The 14299-nt window shown below is 72.4% G+C and carries 14 protein-coding genes; 7 read left to right on the top strand and 7 right to left on the bottom strand.

Annotation, left to right across the window (positions count from 1 at the left end; all coding sequences use genetic code 11):
• Positions 1 to 3: 3 nt before the first annotated feature.
• Positions 4 to 1665, top strand: a complete 1662-nt coding sequence (locus AB0G11_RS20575) for a class I adenylate-forming enzyme family protein (protein WP_357587446.1) — start codon at positions 4 to 6, stop codon at positions 1663 to 1665.
• On the opposite strand, the gene AB0G11_RS20580 is transcribed toward AB0G11_RS20575, so the two are convergent.
• Positions 1662 to 2552: a LysR family transcriptional regulator gene (locus AB0G11_RS20580; RefSeq protein ID WP_219502225.1), complete on the bottom strand. Its 891-nt coding sequence runs from the start codon at positions 2550 to 2552 to the stop codon at positions 1662 to 1664. The two genes, AB0G11_RS20575 and AB0G11_RS20580, sit on opposite strands and share 4 nt — an antisense overlap.
• A 71-nt stretch (positions 2553 to 2623) precedes the next feature.
• Between AB0G11_RS20580 and AB0G11_RS20585 the strand changes: the two genes are divergently transcribed.
• The 4 genes from AB0G11_RS20585 to AB0G11_RS20600 all read left to right on the top strand — a co-directional run bounded on the left by AB0G11_RS20585 (position 2624) and on the right by AB0G11_RS20600 (position 6208).
• The gene (locus AB0G11_RS20585) at positions 2624 to 3520 is read left to right on the top strand and encodes an NAD-dependent epimerase/dehydratase family protein (RefSeq protein ID WP_357587448.1); all 897 of its coding nucleotides are present in this window, start codon (positions 2624 to 2626) and stop codon (positions 3518 to 3520) included.
• Positions 3511 to 4386: an aldo/keto reductase gene (locus tag AB0G11_RS20590; RefSeq protein WP_357587450.1), complete on the top strand. Its 876-nt coding sequence runs from the start codon at positions 3511 to 3513 to the stop codon at positions 4384 to 4386. The genes AB0G11_RS20585 and AB0G11_RS20590 overlap by 10 nt, the downstream gene beginning before the upstream one ends.
• 66 nt (positions 4387 to 4452) lie before the next feature.
• Positions 4453 to 4857 (top strand): hypothetical protein, encoded by a 405-nt coding sequence (locus tag AB0G11_RS20595; RefSeq protein ID WP_357587452.1) that lies wholly within the window; start codon positions 4453 to 4455, stop codon positions 4855 to 4857.
• A gap of 55 nt (positions 4858 to 4912) precedes the next feature.
• Positions 4913 to 6208, top strand: a complete 1296-nt coding sequence (locus AB0G11_RS20600; RefSeq protein ID WP_357587454.1) for an MFS transporter — start codon at positions 4913 to 4915, stop codon at positions 6206 to 6208.
• Between the two features lie 7 nt (positions 6209 to 6215).
• Here AB0G11_RS20600 and AB0G11_RS20605 read toward each other — a convergent pair whose 3' ends face one another.
• The 5 genes from AB0G11_RS20605 to AB0G11_RS20625 are packed head-to-tail and all read right to left on the bottom strand — an operon-like array spanning position 6216 to position 11535.
• A complete protein-coding gene (locus AB0G11_RS20605) occupies positions 6216 to 7685 on the bottom strand; it encodes a sulfatase-like hydrolase/transferase (protein ID WP_357587456.1) in 1470 nt (489 codons plus the stop codon).
• A complete protein-coding gene (locus AB0G11_RS20610; protein ID WP_357587458.1) occupies positions 7682 to 8650 on the bottom strand; it encodes an aliphatic sulfonate ABC transporter substrate-binding protein in 969 nt (322 codons plus the stop codon). The genes AB0G11_RS20605 and AB0G11_RS20610 overlap by 4 nt, the downstream gene beginning before the upstream one ends.
• Positions 8651 to 8687: 37 nt before the next feature.
• On the bottom strand, positions 8688 to 9458 hold the full coding sequence (locus AB0G11_RS20615) for an ABC transporter ATP-binding protein (protein WP_357587460.1): 771 nt from the start codon (positions 9456 to 9458) through the stop codon (positions 8688 to 8690).
• Positions 9455 to 10255 carry an ABC transporter permease gene (locus AB0G11_RS20620; protein WP_219502212.1) on the bottom strand — a complete coding sequence of 267 codons (801 nt, stop codon included), beginning with the start codon at positions 10253 to 10255 and terminating at the stop codon, positions 9455 to 9457. Before AB0G11_RS20620 ends, AB0G11_RS20615 begins: the two co-directional genes overlap by 4 nt.
• A complete protein-coding gene (locus AB0G11_RS20625) occupies positions 10252 to 11535 on the bottom strand; it encodes an ROK family protein (RefSeq protein ID WP_357587462.1) in 1284 nt (427 codons plus the stop codon). Before AB0G11_RS20625 ends, AB0G11_RS20620 begins: the two co-directional genes overlap by 4 nt.
• A 232-nt stretch (positions 11536 to 11767) precedes the next feature.
• Between AB0G11_RS20625 and AB0G11_RS20630 the strand changes: the two genes are divergently transcribed.
• Together AB0G11_RS20630 and AB0G11_RS20635 are read left to right on the top strand one after the other, a co-directional pair.
• Positions 11768 to 12730 carry a hypothetical protein gene (locus tag AB0G11_RS20630; protein WP_357587463.1) on the top strand — a complete coding sequence of 321 codons (963 nt, stop codon included), beginning with the start codon at positions 11768 to 11770 and terminating at the stop codon, positions 12728 to 12730.
• Positions 12731 to 12799: 69 nt separating this feature from the next.
• Complete coding sequence (locus AB0G11_RS20635; protein ID WP_219502206.1) at positions 12800 to 13927, top strand: hypothetical protein; 1128 nt, start codon at positions 12800 to 12802, stop codon at positions 13925 to 13927.
• Between the two features lie 45 nt (positions 13928 to 13972).
• Here the strand turns inward: AB0G11_RS20635 and AB0G11_RS20640 are convergent, their stop codons facing one another.
• The gene (locus AB0G11_RS20640; protein WP_219502205.1) at positions 13973 to 14206 is read right to left on the bottom strand and encodes a hypothetical protein; all 234 of its coding nucleotides are present in this window, start codon (positions 14204 to 14206) and stop codon (positions 13973 to 13975) included.
• Between the last annotated feature and the right edge of the window lie 93 nt (positions 14207 to 14299).

Below are 14299 nucleotides of genomic sequence, written 5' to 3' on the forward strand. Positions count from 1 at the left end.
GTCATGACCCTGTCGCACGCCGAGGTGCAAGCCCAGCTCACCGGCCCTGGCCAGCTCTTCGAGGTCGAGGAGATCGGCGAGAGCGGGATACGGACGTGGAAGCACGCCCCCGGCCACTTCCGCACCCTGCTGGAGAACAGCGCCTTCCACGGCGACAAGGTCTTCCTGGTGTACGAGGACGAGCACGTCACGTTCGAGGACCACTTCCGCAGGGCCGCCACGCTCGCCAACCGGCTCGTCGAGGAGTACGGGGTCCGCAAGGGCGACCGGGTCGCCGTGGCCATGCGCAACTACCCGGAGTGGTCGATCGCGTTCTCGGCGGCGCTGGCCGCCGGGGCCATCGCGGTGCCGCTCAACGCCTGGTGGACGGAGAAGGAGCTGGCCTACGGGGTCAGCGACTCGGGCGCCAAGGTGATCGTCGCCGACGGGGAGCGCGCGGCCCGGCTGACGGGCACCGGCGTGCCGCTGATCGTCGCCCGCGGCGAGGTCCCGGCGGGCGCGCGCTCGTTCGAGGACGTGCTGGGCGTGGTCGAGCCCGGCGTGCGGCTGCCCGACGTGGAGCTGTCCCCCGAGGACCCGGCCACGATCTTCTACACCTCCGGCACCACCGGCAGCCCCAAGGGCGCGCTGGGCAGCCACCGCAACCTGGGCCAGGCGCCGATGACGGTCGCCTACGGGCTGATGCGCGCGGTGACGATGGCGGGCAAGGACTACGCCGAGGCGTCGGCGGTGCGCCGGGTGACGCTGCTGACGGTGCCGCTGTTCCACGTGACGGGCTGCTTCTCGGCGCTGATGACGACGATCTTCAGCGGCGGCGGCCTGGTGCTCATGTACAAGTGGGACCCCAAGCAGGCGCTGGAGCTGATCGAGCGGGAGAAGGTCACCGCGATGATCGGCGTGCCGACGAACGCCTGGCAGCTCATGTCGCACCCCGACTTCGGCAAGCACGACCTGTCCTCGCTGACGACGCTCGGCTACGGCGGCGCCCCCGCCCCGCCCAAGCTGCTGGAGCGCATCACCGCGAACCTGCCCGACCGGGCGCCGTCCAACGGCTACGGCATGACCGAGACGACCGCGCTGGCCATCGGCAACGGCGGCGCCGACTACCAGGCCAAGCCCGACAGCATCGGCCGCCCGACGGCCGTGGTGGACGTGCGCGTGGTGGACCCGATGGGCGAGGAGCTGCCGCCGGGCGAGGTGGGCGAGCTCTGCCTGCGCGGCCCGAACGTGATCATGGGCTACTGGAACAAGCCGCAGGCCACCGCCGAGACGTTCGTCGACAACTGGCTGCACACGGGCGACCTGGCCAGGATCGACGAGGAGGGCTTCGTCTACATCGTCGACCGGGCCAAGGACATGGTGATCAGGGGCGGCGAGAACGTCTACTGCGCCGAGGTCGAGGCCGCGCTGTTCGAGCACCCGGCGGTGGACGACGTGGCGGTGATCGGCGTGCCGCACGACGAGCTGGGCGAGGAGGTCGGGGCGGTGATCCGGCTCGCCCCGGGCGCCTCGGCCACGCGCGAGGAGCTGACGGCGTTCCTGGCCGACCGGATCGCCAAGTTCAAGATCCCGGCGCACGTGTGGTTCCGCGACACCGAGCTGCCCCGCAACCCCGGCGGCAAGATCCTCAAGACCCGCCTGCGCAGGGAGGTGCTGGGCGCCTAACCGCGCAGCAGCTCCAGCAGCGACTCGACGTACGGCTGCGTGGCGCCGCGGTGGCGGCGCGGCGTGGCCACGCCAATGTGGCGCGCCGGGGCGGGCGGCTCCAGCGGCACGGCCACCAGGCCGGGCGTGTCGCCGAGCGCGACGCTCGGGATGAGCGCGACGCCGACGCCCGCGCCGACCAGCGACTGGGCGAACCCGTAGTCGGTGGCCGCGCAGCAGACGCGCGGCTCGAACCCGGCCAGCGCGGCGTAGCGGTCCATCAGCCCGGCCGTCTTGAGGCAGCCGAGCACCCACCGCTCGCCCGCCAGCTCGGCCAGGTGCACGGCGGCGCGCCCGGCGTGCGGGTGGCCCGCGGGCAGCACCACCTGGAGCGGGTCGGCGGCGAGCGGCGTCCAGTCGAGGCCGGACCGGTCACCCGGCCTGGCGGGCGGCGGGCCGTCGAAGTGGTAGGCGAGGGCGAGGTCGGCCCGCCCCTCCCGGACGAGCGGCAGGCTCTCCTCCGGCTCCCGTTCCAGGATCGTCAGCTCCGCCTCGGGGTGCCGGGCGCTGAAGGCGGCCAGCGCGGCCGGCAGCAGCCGCCTGCCGCCGCTGGCGAACGCCGCGACCGTGAACCGCGCGCTCTGGCGGGAGAGCCGGTCGAGGCGCTCCTGGGCGTCGGCCAGCTCGGCCGCGATGGCGTCGGCGGTCTCCACCAGCGTGCGCCCGGCCGCGGTGAGCGTCACGCCGCGCGTGCTGCGCTCGACCACCGGGAGGCCGAGGCCGCGTTCGAGGGCGGCGATCTGCTGGGAGACGGCCGACGGGGTGAAGCGCAGGGTGGCGGCGGCGCGGTTGAAGCTGCCGTGCCGGGCGACCTCGCGCAGCACCCGCAGGCGCTGGACATCGATCATCAGTGCTCCTTACGACCGGATAAGCAGATCACCACTACCGCTGATGACTGTAGTGCCGCGAGGCTGTGCGCATGGACAGTGTGTGCGTGATCGGCGGCAGCCGGTACTTCGGCAGGCGGGTGGTCGAGCGCCTGCGCGACGAGGGGGCCGACGTGACCGTGGTCAGCCGCGGCTCGGCCCCCGTGCCCGAAGGGGTGCGGCACGTGGCGGCCGACCGCGACGACGAGGCGGGGCTGCGGGCCGCGCTCGCGGGACGCTCCTTCGACGTGGTGCTCGACCAGGTCTGCTACACGCCGCTGCAGGCGGCGTCGGCGCGGCGCGTCTTCGCCGGGCGCGCCGGCCGCTACGTGATGACCTCGACGGCCGAGGTGTACGACCGGCTCGACGGCGGCCCGTGGGCGGAGGACGCGGTGGACGCGGGCGCCTGGCCGGTGCGGCCGGAGCTGCCGTGGCGCGACCCGGGCTTCCTGGCGGCCCATTACGGCGAGGGCAAGCGGCAGGCGGAGGCGGTGCTGGCCGGGCGCCCGCCGTTCGAGGTGGTGGCGGTGCGCACCGCGCACGTGCTGGGCGGGGCCGACTTCACCGGGCGGCTGGCCCACTACGCGCGGCGGATGCGCGACGGCGTCCCCATCGTGGTGCACCGGCGGCCCCGCCCGGCGACGTTCGTCAGCCACGAGGAGATCGCCGACGTGCTCGTGTGGGCGGTGCGCGGCTCGTTCACCGGGCCGGTCAACGCCTGCTCGCACGGGGCGGCCGACGTGTTCGGCCTGTGCGACGCACTGGCCGCCGCGGGGGCCGGCCGGGCCGTCTACACCGTCGGCGAGGAGGTGTCCCCGTACTCGTTCGGGCGCGCGTACGCCCTGGACAACGGCCGGGCGAGCGGGCTCGGGTTCCGCTTCTCGGAGCTGGGCGCCTGGCTGCCCGGGGTGGCGGCGGAGGTTGTGGCGGGGGTGGCAGGGTGCGCGTGATCGGGGACGTCCGCGTGGGCGCCGTCGGGCTGGGCGCGATGCCGCTGTCCGTCGAGGGGCGGCCGGACCGCGACCGGGCCGTGGCCACGATCCGCGCGGCGCTGGACGCCGGCGTCACGCTGATCGACACGGCCGACTCCTACCACTGGCACGCCGGCGAGGAGGGCCACAACGAGCGGCTCGTCGCCCGGGCCCTGCGGGGCGTCGACGGCGTCCTGGTGGCCACCAAGGGCGGGCGGGGGCGGCCCGGCGACGGCTCCTGGACGGTGAACGGCGACCCGCGCCACCTCAGGCGCGCCTGCGAGGCGTCGCTGCGGCGGCTGGGCGCCGAGGCCATCGGCCTGTACCAGCTGCACAAGCCGGACCCGGCGGTGCCGTTCGCCGAGTCGGTCGGGGCGCTGCGCGAGCTGCACGACGAGGGCAAGATCCGCATGATCGGCCTGTCGAACGTGGACCGCGACCAGATCGCCCTGGCCCGGCTCGACCTGGGCGAAAGGCTGGTGTCGGTGCAGAACCGCTTCTCCCCCGCCGTCCGCGACGGCGAGCCGGAGCTGCGGCTGTGCGACGAGCTCGGGCTGGCGTTCCTGCCGTGGAGCCCGCTCGGCGGCATCTCCCGCAGCGCCCTGGAGAGCGGCGAGCCCGCCGGGGGGACCGTCTTCCACGAGGTCGCCCGCGAGCGCGGGGTGAGCCCGCAGCGCGTCTGCCTCGCCTGGCTGCTCGCGCTGAGCCCGCGGGTGATTCCCATCCCGGGCGCGACCCGGCCTGCCTCGATCACCGACTCGGCCGCCGCCGCCGGGCTGAAGCTCACCCCCGGCGAGCTCGCCCGCCTGAACCGCCGCCCGGAGGCCGCATTACCTCACGCGTAATCGCGCCGCCTACGCCCGTGATGGCACGGTTGCGGTGTCGGACAGAATCCTTGAAGGAGAAGCGAGATGACCACTCTCACCGTCGCCACCACCGGCCGCGCCAAGTTCCTGCGCCTCGTGCTGGCCCTCGACGCCGTCGTCACCGGCGCCAACGGGCTGGTCTACCTCGCCGGGGCCGGCCTGGTGAGCGACCTGCTCGGGCCGGACGCGGGCCTGCTGCGCGGCATCGGGGCGTTCCTGCTCGTGTACGGCGTCGCCGTCGGCCTCCTGGCGGCCAGGGGCACGGTCAGCCAGGCGGGCGTCAAGGCCGTGATCGGGCTGAACATCGCCTGGACGCTCGGCAGCGTCGCCGCCGTGATCACCGGGATGATGGAGTTCACCACGATCGGCGCCGTGTGGGCCATCGCCCAGGCGCTCGTGGTGGGCGTGTTCGCCGAGCTGCAGATCATGGGCCTGCGCAAGCTCCGCTGACCCGGGCGGAAAACGGTTTGCCGGGAACGCGCACGGGCGTGGACAATCGACGCCCGTGCGCCGTCGTGTGATATCCCAGCTCAGCAGACTCGCCCCGGACCTGAGCCCGCTGCGTGACTCGCGTGACTTCCGGCTGCTGATGGCCTCCGGCGTCGTGACGATGTTCGGCACGTTCATCACGATGGTGGCGCTGCCGTTCCAGATGTGGCAGCTCACCGGCTCGTACGTGGCCGTCGGGATGATGAGCCTGGTCGAGTTCGTGCCCATGGTCGTGTTCGGGCTGTGGGGCGGCGCGATCGCCGACTCCCTCGACCGGCGCAGGATCATCCTGCTGAGCGAGGTCGGGCTGGCCGTGACGGCGGCGGCGCTCATGGTCAACGCCATGCTGCCGGAGCCGCAGATCTGGGTGCTGTACGTGGTCGGGGCGCTGGCGATGGCCATCTCGTGCCTGCAGCGGCCCAGCATGGAGTCGCTGATCCCGCAGGTGGTCAAGCACGAGCAGCTCGGCGCCGCGGCGGTGCTGACGAGCCTGCGGTGGAACTTCGGCGCGATCGCCGCCCCCGCGCTGGGCGGCTGGCTGGTGGCCGAATGGGGTGCGGCCTTCGCCTACGGGCTCGACACGGTCAGCTTCCTGCTGTCGCTGGCGCTGCTGTGGCGGATCGGATCCCGCCCGCCGGCCGAGGACGCCCAGCCCGCCTCGATCAGGTCGCTGATCGACGGGCTGCGCTACGCGGTGAGCCGCAAGGACCTGGTCGGCACCTACCTGGTGGACATCGCGGCGATGGTGTTCGCCATGTCCACCGCGCTGTTCCCCGGCCTGGCCGAGGAGTACGGGGCGCTGCCGGCCGTCGGCCTGCTCTACTCGGCGGGCGCGATCGGCTCCCTCATCGCCTCGGTGACCGGCGGCTGGGCGGCCCGGGTGCAGCGGCAGGGGCTCGGCGTGATCGTGGCCGCGTCGGTGTGGGGCGTCGCGGTGGCGCTGGCCGCCGCGATCCCGCAGTTCTGGGCGCTGGTCGCCTGCCTGGCCCTGGCCGGGGCCGCCGACATGATCAGCGGCATCTTCCGGATGACGATGTGGAACCAGACGATCCCGAACGAGATGCGCGGCCGGCTGGCGGGCATCGAGCTGCTGTCCTACTCGACCGGGCCGATGCTGGGCAACGCCAGGGCGTCGCTGATGGGCCAGCTCGGCGGGCCGAGGCTGTCGCTGGGCCTGGGCGGGCTGATGTGCGTGGGCGCGGTCGCGCTGCTGAGCGCGGCGCTGCCCGCCTTCCGCCGCTACGACGCCCGTACCGACGAGCACGCGCTGGCGGAGCGGGCGCGCCGCGCCCAGGAGCCGACGACCGCCTAGGCCGGGCTCACGCCGGGCTGCTCTCCGGCTCGAAGGCGCTCAGGCTCGGGTCGTAGTCCGAGGCGCCGATGTCGTACATGGGCGTCATCCAGTGATAGAAGTTGTCGCCGCGCTCCCGGAGCAGGTCGTACAGCCTGCGCATGAGGCGCTGACGGACCGGGCGCAGCTCGGGGTGCTCGTAGCGGTTGCTGAGCTCGTGCGGGTCGCCGGCGAGGTCGTACAGCTCGTTGACGGACTCGGGGTTGACCACCAGCTTGTAGCGCTCGTCGCGGATCATCCGCTGCGGGTAGGGGAAGTGGTGGCCGTGGAACTCGGCGACCAGCTCGGGGGCCCACTCCGGCCGCTCGCCGCGCACCAGCGGGACCAGGCTGCGGCTGTCGACCGCCGGGGAGGTGTCGCAGCCGGCCAGGTCGAGGATCGTCGCCGTGCAGTCGGTGAGCGTGACGAACTCGTCCCTGACCTGCGGCTGCGCCCCCGGGACGCGGATGATGCCGGGGATGCGGTAGATGTCCTCGTACATCGCCGGGCCCTTGTCGTGCAGCCGGTGCGCCCCGGTGAACTCGCCGTGGTCCGCGGTGAAGAACACCCCGGTCCGGTCGGAGAGGCCAAGCTCGTCGAGCCTGTCCAGGATGCGGCCGATCTGCTGGTCGATGAGCGTCACGTACCCCCAGTAGACGGCGATCAGCTTGCGCGTCACCTCGATGGGGATCGTGTCGAACGTCCAGTGCTCGCTGTAGTTGCGCTGCACCGGCGGCTTGCCCTCGAACGTCTCAGCGATCGAGGGCGGCAGCTCGACCAGCGCCGGGTCGTACAGGTCGAAGTACTCGTCCGGCAGCAAGTAGGGCAGGTGCGGCCCGAAGAAGTGGGTCGCCAGGAAGAACGGCTCCCCGGTGGCCGCGTAACGGTCCAGGTGCTCGATCGCCCGCGTCGCCAGGTAGTGCTCGAACGTGGCCTCCACCGGCTGGTGCAGCCGCGCCGCCAGCAGGTTGCCCGGGTTGCCGTTGGGCGTGGTGCCGCGGATCAGGTCCGAGATCCGGTACGGCGGCAGGTCACGCTCCTTCAGGTACGCCAGGTAGTCGGGGTGGTCGACGGGGTTGTGCCAGCCGGGCAGGTCGGGGCCGTCGAAGCCGTACGAGGCGGCGTTGCGGTGGGTGCCGCCGTGCCACTTGCCGATCAGCCCGAGCCGGTAGCCGCGCTCCTTCAGCGCCTCCGGGAAGGTGAAGGCGTCGTCGCGCAGGTCCTCCAGGTAGCCGACGTTGCGCTCGTAGTTGGCCAGCAGCCGGTGCCGGAACGGCGCCTGCCCGGTGAGCAGGCTGGCCCGCGCCGGGGTGCAGATGGCCGTGGGCGTGTAGAACCGGTCGAACCGCGTGCCGGTCTCGGCCAGCCGGTCGAGATTCGGCGTGGCGACGTGCGGGTTGCCGTAGCAGCCCAGCGTGTCGACGCGGTGCTGGTCGGTCATCAGGAACAGCAGGTTCACTTACTGTAGGCCTTCGTGTAGAGATCGCCGGTGTAGTAGGTGGCCGGGTCGGGGGCCGACGGGAGCTGGCCGGTGCTGACGAAGAACTCGCTCAGGCTGTTCAGCCACTTGCCGACGCTGCCGTCCTGGGTCTTGGCGACCAGGTCGGCGGTCGACATCGTCTGCACGTTCGCCGCGTCGGCCGCGACCTTGGCCTTGTCGAGCTTGAGCAGGGCCGCCGCCTCGGCGATCGCCTCGTCCGGGTGGGCGGCGCGCCAGTCGTTGGCCTCCTGCAGCACCTTGAGCACCTTCTCGGTCAGCTCAGGCGCCACCTCGTTGCCGCCGACGAACGCGGTCGGGAACGAGTTGTCCGGGAACTCCTTGGTGCTGGCCAGCTCGACCGTGCCGGGCACCTTGGCCTTGATCGTGTCGATCAGCGGGTACCAGATGCCGGCGCCGTCGATCTGCCCGGCGGCGAACGCGGAGACGACCGTGGCCGGGTCCATCGGCACCTTCTCGATGTCCTCGACGGTCATGCCGGCCTTCCGCAGGGCCAGGTTGAGCACCATGTCGCCGGAGGTGCCCTCGGGCACGCCGACCTTCTTGCCCTTCAGGTCCCGGATGCTCGCGATGCCGGGCCGGGCGATGACGCGGTCGGCGTAGGCGAGGGTGTTGACGGCCACGACCTTGGCCTTGCCGGACGCGGGCAGCCACATGGCGCCCGGGCCGATGTAGCCGAAGTCGAGGTCGCCCGCGCCGAGCGCCTGGATCTGCAGCGGGCCGTTGGTGAACACCTTGATCTCGGGCGTCAGGCCCTGCTTCTCCCACAGGCCCTGCTTGTCGGCGATGGCCAGCAGGCTGGCGCCGTTGTAGTCGCTGATGTAGCCGAAGCGGACGGTGGAGCCGTCCTCGGAGCACGCGGACACGGACAGCGACATCATGATCACCGCTGTGGCGGCCGTCAGGGCGCGGCGAAGCACACGCATGGCGGGTACGTCCTTTCCGGGGGGTTTCGTCGGCCGATCAGGCCGCGGGAGCTTGGTGGTAGACGGAGTGCCAGACCTCGTTGCGAATGCGGCCGAACTCGGGCGACAGGCGGATCTCCTCGGTGCGCGGGTAGGGCAGGCCGACGTCGATGATCCGCTGGACCCGGCCGGGCCTGGCGGCCATGACGATCACCCGGCTGGCCAGGTAGACGGCCTCGTCCACGTCGTGGGTGATGAACATGACCGTGCGCTGGTCCTGGCTCCAGGTGTGCAGGAGCTGGTCCTGGAGCTGCACCCGGGTGAGCGCGTCGAGGGCGCCGAACGGCTCGTCCATGAGCAGCACCTTCGGGTTGACCGCGTAGGCGCGGGCGATGGCGCAGCGCTGCTTCATGCCGCCGGACAGCGTCTTGGGCAGCGCGTCGGCGAAGTCCGACAGGCCGACGAGCTCGATGGCCCGCTCGGCGCGGCGCTTGCGCTCCTCCGCCGGGAGGTCGGCCAGCTTCAGCCCGAACTCGACGTTCTTGCGCACGGTCAGCCAGGGGAACAGCGCGTACTGCTGGAAGATCACGCCGCGGTCGGGGCCGGGGCCGGCGACCGGCTCGCCGTCCACGAGCACCTGGCCCGCCGACGGCTCGACGAGCCCGGCGGCCATGCTCATCAGCGTGCTCTTGCCGCACCCCGACGGGCCGACGACGGTGACGAACTCCTGGTCGGCGATGTCCAGGCTGACGTGGTCGAGCGCGGTGAACGTGCCCTCGCGCATCGGGTAGGTCTTGACGACGTCCCTGAAGGAGATCTTGGTGGTCATCGGCGCTCCTGCCAGTCGGTGAGTCGTCGCTCGGCCAGGAGCAGCAGCCGGTCCATCAGCAGGCCGAGCACGCCGATGGCGATCAGTCCGACGAAGATCGTGGACAGGTCGTAGTAGAGCTGGGCCTGCTGCATCCGGAAGCCGAGCCCCTCCTGCGCGGCGATCAGCTCGGCGGCCACCAGCGTGCCCCACGCCGAGCCGAGCCCGACCCGCATGCCGACCAGGATGAACGGCGTGGAGGCCGGCACCACGACCTTGAGGAAGATGGTCCGGTCCGAGGCGCCGAGCACCCGGGCGGCGTTGATCAGCGTCTTGTCCACGTCCACCACGCCCTGGAACGTCGCCACGACGCTCGACAGGAACGACGCCAGGAAGATCACGAAGACCTTGGGCACCTCGCCGATGCCCATGAGCACGATGGCCAGCGGAATGATCGCCAGCGGCGGGATCGTGCGGAAGAACTGCACGTACGGCTCCAGCAGGCCGCGCGCGGTGGCGTACCAGCCCATCAGGAACCCGACCGGCACGGCCAGCAGCGTGCCCAGCAGGAAGCCGAGCAGCACGCGGCGCAGGCTGGCCAGCGCGTCCATCGCCAGCGTGCCGTCGGCGACCAGCTCGACCGCCCGGGCGGCGACCTCGGCCGGGCCGGGCATGCCCTGCACGCCGACCGACGCCAGCAGCGTCCAGACCGCCAGGCCGATGACGACGGCCACCAGGTTGAGCACGATCGAGCGGCGCGGCCTGCGCCCCTCGGCCCCGCCGCCCGTCTTGCGCTGCGGCGCGGAGATCGCGGTCATCGCCGCCTCCCAGGGTTCATGGTCTCCTCCGCTCGCTCCGGCGCCGCCGGAGGCCGCTCCGCCTCGTCGCCGTCCGCCGGATAGCGGGACAGCAGGGGCGATTCATGCAGGACCAGGGCGATCGCCCCGAGCGCGCCCGCGGCCTCGCCCAGCGTGGCCCTGCGCAGGCTCACCCGGTCGCGGGTGACGGGCATGATCTGCGCGCCCAGCGTCTCCCCGACCGGGTCCAGCAGCGCGGCCCCGGCCTCCGCCAGCTCGCCGCCGACGACGACCACGCTGGGGCCGATCGCGTTGCACAGCGCGGCGAGCACCGCACCGACGCGCGAGCCGACGTCGCGCAGCAGGCCGAGCGCGACGGCGTCGCCCTCGCGCACCGCCTTCACCAGCTCCGGCACGTCCTCGGCGCGCCCGCCCGCCGCCCGGTAGGCGTCGAGCACGGCCCTTATCGACGCGACGGTCTCCAGGCAGCCGGTCCCGCCGCAGTCACAGCGCGCGCCCGCCGGGTCGACCGTGATGTGGCCGAACTCCCCCGACAGCCCGTACGCGCCGCGGTGCAGCGATCCGCCGACCACCAGCCCGCCGCCGACACCGTGCGACAGCCGCAGGTAGAGCACGTCCTCGACACCGGTGGCCGCGCCCCAGATGGACTCGGCCAGCGCCGCCAGCCGGGTGTTGTTGTCGGCCAGCACCGGCACGCCGAAGCGCTCGCGCAGCAGCCCGGCGAGCCGTTCGTGCCCCCGGGGATCGCTCCCCCCGCGACCGTCACCGCGACCGTCACCGCGACCGTCCTCGGTTCTCGGGCCGCCGCCCACGGGGCCGACGACGCCGACGCCGATCGCGCTGAGCGCGCCGAGCCGCAGCGCGCCGCCGCCGTGGGCGCCGGTCAGGCCGCGCACCAGCCGGGCGGCGAGCTCCACCCGCTCCTCCCACGGCAGGCCGGCCGGATGCGGCTCGCTCGCCGAGCCGACGACCTCGTGCGCCACGTTGACGGCGGCGACGTGCACGGCGCGCCGGGCGAAGTCGATGCCGATGGCCTGGCCGGCGTCGGGATTGAGGGTGAGGGTCTCGGCGGGCCTGCCGCGTCCGCGCGGCGCCTCCTGCTGAGTGGCGGCGACGACGGCGCCGCTGGCCACGAGCTCGGCCAGGATGTCGTACAGGGTGGTGCGGGACAGGCCGCAGTGCTTGCCGAGCTCGCCGCGGCTCAGCGGGCCGTGCCGGCGCAACAGGCCGAGGACGAGCTCCTCGTGCCCGCGGCGCAACTGTGAGAGTGGACCGGGCATAGGGCAGAGTCTGCCGACCGCCACTCTTTTTGGTCAATAACCCGGAAAAAACGGTCCACGGGCCGAAATTTCGGCTTTCACCAGCAGAAATGACGCCGTAGATGATCGTGTACGGCCCGTAACGTTCGCGTAACGAGGGTTGCGGCGCGTGACGAACGGCGGGTTAATTTCGCAATCTGAGCAAATTTCACGGCGGCCTCCGCGGGCCGCCCGTTCCCGCCTGCGAGGCCCCATGCCCCTCCCCCCGATCGACCCCGCCGGCGCGACCGTCGTCCTGCGGCCCGAACGCGACGAGCCCGGCTACTGGGCCGGCAGCGCCGGCGTGCTGCACGACGGCGAGCGGTTCTGGCTCACCTACCGGCAGCGCCGCCCCCGGGGCGCCGACGCCGAGCGCGGCTGGCGCTGCGCCGTGGCCGTCTCCGACGACGGCGTGCGCTTCACCGACGTGTGGTCGGTGCGCAAGGACGAGCTCGGCACCCCCTCCATGGAACGCTTCTGCCTGACCCGCACCGCGTCCGGCGGCTACCGGCTGCTGATCTCGTACGTGGATCCGGCCGACAACCGCTGGCGGATCGACGGGCTGACCGCCGCCCACCCCGCGCGCTTCGACCTCGCCGCCCGCCGCCCGATCCTGACGGCCGCGTCCACCGGCACCGAGGGGGTCAAGGACCCGTACGCGCTGACCTGGGGCGGGGTGACGTACCTGTTCGCCAGCTACGCCGCCCCGTTCGCCGGGCCGCGCGCGGACGCCCACGCGAGCGGCGACGTCTACGCGGTCGGCGCCACCATCCACCCCACCGGCCTGGCCGTCTCCGACGACGGCGGCGAGGAGTTCCGCTGGGAAGGCGAGGCGCTGGCGGTCGGCGGCGGCTGGGACCGCTACCAGGCCCGGCTCAACAGCGTCGTGCCCGTCGAGGGCGGCTTCCTCGGCCTCTACGACGGCTCGGCCTCCCACGAGGAGAACTACGAGGAGCGCTGCGGCCTGGCCGTCTCCGCCGACCTGCGCTCCTGGCGCAGCCTCACGCCCGGCGGTCCCTGGTCGGTCTCGCCGTATGGCACCGGATCACTCCGCTACGTGAACGCGCTGGCCGTAGGGGACGAGTGGTGGTTCTACTACGAGCTGACCCGCGCCGACGGCTCCCACGACCTCCGCCTCACCAGGAGTTTGACCAGCGGACATGGACTGGCCGTCTAGAAGTCTGTAAGGATCTTCTGCGACGCCCTATTGTCCGGGTTCGTCAAGGAACATCCTGAAAGGCAACACATGCGGGTCGCACACGTCCTGGCCGCCGCCCTCACGGCTTCCACCCTCGTCTCCCTCCCCGCCCACGCGGCCGACCGGCCGTCCTTCCCGGCGGAGGTGTACGGCGGGGCCTGGCAGGCGGGGCACGTCCAGGGGATCGCGGTGGACGAGAAGAAGGGCTTCATGTACTTCTCGTTCACCAACCTCCTCGTCAAGACCGACCTGACCGGCAAGCCCGTCGGCTCGGTGACCGGCTTCACCGGCCACCTGGGCGACCTCGATCTCAACCGGCAGGACGGCCGCGTCTACGGCTCGCTGGAGTACAAGGACGCCAAGGCGTTCTACATCGCGATCTTCGACGTCGACCGCATCACCAGCCTCGGCATGGACGCCGAGAACTCCGACGTGGTCAAGACCGTCTACCTCAAGGAGGTCGTGGCCGACTACAGCGCCGACATGAACGGCGACGGCGTCTTCGACGGCAACGTGGCCGACACCCCCGACCACCGCTACGGCTGCAGCGGCATCGACGGCGTCGCGTTCGGGCCCGAGTTCGGCAAGCGGCACGGCAAGCAGAAGCTCACCGTCGCCTACGGCGTCTACTCCAACACCACCCGCGCCGACAACGACCACCAGGTCCTGCTGCAGTACGACGTGAACCAGTGGCGCAAGTACGAGCGCCCCCTCACCCAGTCGGCCCCGCACACCGCCGGACCCGACGCCCCCGCCGGCAAGTACTTCGTCCGCACCGGCAACACCAGGTACGGAGTGCAGAACCTGGAGTTCGACGGCCACAGCGGCACCTGGCTCATGGCCGCCTACAAGGGCGCCAAGCCGGGCTTCCCCAACTACTCGCTCTTCACCGTCGACGCCTCGGCCAAGCCCGTCACCGGGCCCGTCGAGGGCCAGCCGCAGCCGGAGCAGGGCGCCATCCTCCCCCTCGCCCCCAAGGGCCTGCACGACCCGCAGAGCGGCGTCCGAGGCTGGGAGTCGGGCGGCCAGTACGGCCTGGCCTCGCTGGACGACGGCCGCTTCTACGTCGTCAAGGACGGCAAGATCGTCGAGGACGGGGTGACCAAGCAGACCGCCCACGCCCAGCTCCACCGCTGGACCGCCCAGCCCCCGAACCCCTTCGAGCCCATCGGCTGACCCGCACCGCCCCGCCGGGCGCCGGAGCACGCCCGCTCCGGCGCCCTACGCGTCCTCGCGCCACCCGTCGTAGCGCTCCACCAGCTCGTCGACCTTCACCGGATCCACCCCGTCGGCGCCGTCGAGCACCACGACCCACTGGGCGTCCTCGGCGTCGTCCTCCCCCGCCAGGGTCTCCCGCACCACCCGCGGCACCCCCAGCCCCGGGAACCACTCCCCCAGCGTCTCGGCCACCTCTTCGGCGTCGTCCCTCTCACCGAACACGAGCAGCTGCCTCATAGAGCCGCATTCTCTCACCACTCGTCAGCCCGGCACTCGTTCACCTACAGTGATCGAAGTAGCTTGCTACGGTAAGAACCATGACGGCCGAAG

The sequence above is a fragment of the Nonomuraea sp. NPDC023979 genome, assembly GCF_040639085.1.
Classification (GTDB): domain Bacteria; phylum Actinomycetota; class Actinomycetes; order Streptosporangiales; family Streptosporangiaceae; genus Nonomuraea; species Nonomuraea ceibae.